At 45.7% G+C, this 3611-nt stretch carries 4 protein-coding genes; all 4 read left to right on the top strand.

The annotated features are described in order from the left end of the window. On the top strand, positions 1 to 1025 hold a 1025-nt coding region (locus ACP45E_RS21190; protein ID WP_069585514.1), incomplete at its 5' end, for an ATP-binding protein. Continuing rightward, positions 1022 to 1768, top strand: a complete 747-nt coding sequence (gene cpaB / locus ACP45E_RS21185) for a Flp pilus assembly protein CpaB (RefSeq protein WP_017037756.1) — start codon at positions 1022 to 1024, stop codon at positions 1766 to 1768. The genes ACP45E_RS21190 and cpaB, both read left to right, overlap by 4 nt. 8 nt (positions 1769 to 1776) lie before the next feature. After that, complete coding sequence (locus ACP45E_RS21180) at positions 1777 to 3237, top strand: type II and III secretion system protein family protein (RefSeq protein ID WP_026026585.1); 1461 nt, start codon at positions 1777 to 1779, stop codon at positions 3235 to 3237. Positions 3238 to 3245: 8 nt separating this feature from the next. After that, positions 3246 to 3506, top strand: coding sequence for a hypothetical protein (locus tag ACP45E_RS21175; protein ID WP_017037754.1), 261 nt, complete (start codon positions 3246 to 3248; stop codon positions 3504 to 3506). Positions 3507 to 3611: the final 105 nt, after the last annotated feature.

The following is a 3611-nucleotide window of genomic DNA, read 5'->3' as shown; positions in this document are numbered from 1 at the left end:
AGGCTGATAACGCTTTTGCTAAAGACGCTTACCTAGGGCCAACTCCCATATCGTTAAGCGAATACGATCAGATGGTGAAAGCGCAAGATGTACGCGCTCGAGTGGTAACGAAAGCCGATGTCACTCACGCGTTAAGTGATGTGTATGGCGCAGATCGGATGATCTCAGTATTAGGGCCAGCCATTAACTCTGGTCGAGCGTTGCTACTATATGGTGACGCTGGTACCGGCAAAACATTTGTAGCCACTCGAATACTCAATTCTCTCAATACTTCTGTTTATATCCCTTTTGCGGTTTACGCAGCTGGCAACATCATCAAGGTTTTCTCTCCTCAGCATCACAATCGAGTCAACAAAAATAACGACCAACAGAGTCTGCTATTCAAAGAGCAGTTTGACAGACGTTGGGTGTTATGTGAGCGCCCTAGTATTCAAGTCGGGGGCGAATTGACGATGGATATGTTGGAGGTGAATCACAGTGAACACAATCGAGTCTGGATGGCGCCGTTACAGATGATGGCAAACAATGGCATCTTCATTATTGATGATTTAGGGCGTCAGCCCATGCCTGTCGATACGTTGCTGAATCGATGGATAGTCCCCATGGAGTATTTCTTTGATCATCTATCGCTCCCAAATGGTCAGCAAATAACGATTCCTTTCATTTTGACTCTCGCCTTCTCAAGTAACTTGGACCCTGAAAAAATCAGTGATCCGGCTTTCTTGCGACGTTTGGGGTACAAGATTCAGTTTTATCCATTAAAAGACAATGAATATCAGATGCTTTGGGAGAAAATGGCCAAAGGAAAAAACCTCTCTATAGCGTCATCGGTCTTTGAAAGTTTAATCAGTTTACATCGTCAGCATAGCGTGGGTTTTTATCCCTGCTTGCCCAAAGACATGGTGGGTATTAGCCGAGATATCATTGCATTTGAAGACATTGAGCCCGTAATAACGCCGGAAGTACTTTCACGGGCATGGGAAGTCTACTTTACCGCTGATGGTAAAGGTGGAGGTGCTAGATGAGTAAACAACAAGTTATTTTATTGTTCTTGTTATCCATTGTTTTTGGCTTAGGTGCGGTATTTTTTGCTAAACAGTGGATGGATAGACAAGTACAGCCCCAAGTTAAAACGGAAGTTGTAGAGCGAGAGCCTGTGGTCATCGCCGCGCAATCAATCCCCGCAGGCACGGTGATAGAATCCCTGCATTTAACCTCTAAATTACTTGAAGTTAGCTGGCGAGATTCTGAACAATTTGTCGATCAAGAAGCGGTAATCGGGCTCGTGGCGAACGCCGATATTTTCCAGGGAGAGTTGATTAATCCGTTGCGCGTTACTTCAGGGGCGGTTGGTTCAACGCTGGCATCCTTGATTTCAGAAAACATGCGGGCAGTCACCATTCGAGTGGATGATGTGATTGGGGTAGCAGGGTTCTTATTGCCCGGTAATCGAGTCGATATATTGAGTACGATTAATCACAGTAAAACGTATACCAATACGTCCACAGTCCTAAAAGATATTAAAGTGCTTGCGGTCGATCAAACGGCGAGAACACAAGAAAATGCGCCTGTCGTCGTGCGTGCCGTCACACTAGAAGTGACGCCAAAAGACGCAGAAAAGCTGTTAACGGCTAAGAGCAAAGGAATCATTCAGCTCACTTTAAGAAATCCTCACGAACCAGAGGAGGTCGTGGTGAAGAGGCGGGTTGCACCAAGTGTCACGATAATAAAAGGGACGCAGTCTTCCAATATTCGAGTTAAGGACTGAGGTGCACCATGAGAAGCATAATATTATTCGCCACCCTATTTTTGATGTGCAGTTCCACTGTCGTCATCGCATCAACGCAAACAGGAAAAATAGTCAAAGTTCCGCATCATAAATCGACCTATGTCAATCTGTCAGCTAAGGCTAAGCGCGTCTCATTGGGTGACCCTGAAGTGCTGGACATTGTCATGCTGAAATCTGATGAGTTGTTTCTCATTGGTAAAAAACTAGGCTCGACAAACTTAATGGCCTGGGACAGTCGAGGTCGGTTAATTGAATCGATTGATATTGAAGTGACGCATGATCTCAATAGCTTGAAATCTAAGTTATATGAGTTTCTTCCAGACGAAGATATTAAAGTACATAGCGCTCAAAATCGATTGATACTCAGTGGTCAAGTGAGCTCTCAAGAAAAGATGAATGTGGCATTGAGAGTGGCAGAGACTTACGCAGTCGGACAAGAGGCGGATGAAGAAAAAGAATCCCTGAGCTCACAAGTGAAACAAACGGGTGTCATCAACTTAATGTCGATTGGTGGGGCTCAGCAAGTGATGTTGGAGGTGACGGTGGCTGAAGTGCAACGAAGCCTTGTGCGTAAGTTTGATGCGAACTTCCACTTCTTCCAAACCAGTGGCTCTGAAATAGGTTGGGGAGCCGCTTCGGTTGGCAGTGCATTATCAGGAACAAACCCCATATTTGAACTACCAAGCTCGTCTAATTACGGGCTGCTCGGTTCCTTTGTCGATGGTAATACATTGTTTAGTTTTGCTCTTGATGTCGCTAAACAAACAGGTGCTGCGAAAGTATTGGCAGAACCTAATTTAACCGCATTGAGTGGCTCACGAGCTGAGTTTTTGGCGGGGGGAGAGTTTCCTATTCCCGTCCCAGATGATGATGGGATCACGATTGAATACAAAGAGTATGGCGTTGGGTTGAAGTTCATACCAACGGTGTTAAGCGATAAGAAAATTAACCTAAATCTTGCAGTCGATGTCAGTGAAATTGCCAATTCAAGCTCACTGACACTGAGCCCTGGAAGCACTAACGGGACCTATGTTATCCCTCCGATTACTCGCCGTAGTGCATCTTCGACATTGGAGTTGGCCGATGGGCAGACTATCGGTATTGCTGGCCTATTAAGCGAAAATGTTCGTGATGTCGCAACCAAAATGCCCGGTTTTGGGGATATTCCCGTATTAGGGCAACTGTTCAATAGCCAAGAATATGTCTCAGGAGAGACAGAACTGGTTATTTTAGTGACTCCCCGCCTTGCAACCCCCGTAGATAGAAACCGAATATCACTGCCAACGGATTCCTTTGTCGAACCTAATGATGTGAAGTACTACTTACTCGGGCAAGGGGCCTATATAGCCGAACCAAATAGGCTGGATGGGGAAGGCCCTGAGAATGCTGCGGAATTCATGGAGCACTCCCAAGGTGGCTCAGAAGGCTCATTTGGACATAGCCTGTAGGAGGCAAAATGAACGGACTAAAAATAACAATCATAATGTGGGTTATTGGCACAAGTGTGGGGTGCGCCAATGATCAACCTTTGGGGCATCATGTGGCCAACTTAAGAGCCGAGCAAGTTTATAACCCGAATGCGACCAAAGAGAATGAATCAGTGATTCCATCAGGCAGTGGTGAGCGAATGGAAGGGGCTTATCAAACCTATACCGGAGTAGAAAGTAAAGGTTTGAAAGGTACTGAAAGCCAAGTTTTACAAGGGTTTGCACAATAGTCTCCCTTAAGGACCACAAGATGAAAGGCACAAAAAAAACAATCAGTAGGAGGGGAAAGGCATCAGGATTGGTGCTCGTCATGGTGACGGTTGCAATGGCTGCGC

Source organism: Vibrio genomosp. F10 str. 9ZD137, from assembly GCF_049974785.1.
GTDB lineage: Bacteria > Pseudomonadota > Gammaproteobacteria > Enterobacterales > Vibrionaceae > Vibrio.
The sequence above is the reverse complement of the archived record's forward strand: the minus strand, read 5'-3'. Positions and strand labels throughout refer to the sequence as shown.

What these genes read in the sequence shown, in the direction of transcription:
- cpaB (WP_017037756.1), top strand. Translation starts at nt 1,022, where the DNA reads ATGAGTAAACAACAAGTTATTTTATTGTTCTTGTTATCCATTGTTTTT.
- ACP45E_RS21180 (WP_026026585.1), top strand. Translation starts at nt 1,777, where the DNA reads ATGAGAAGCATAATATTATTCGCCACCCTATTTTTGATGTGCAGTTCC.
- ACP45E_RS21175 (WP_017037754.1), top strand. Translation starts at nt 3,246, where the DNA reads ATGAACGGACTAAAAATAACAATCATAATGTGGGTTATTGGCACAAGT.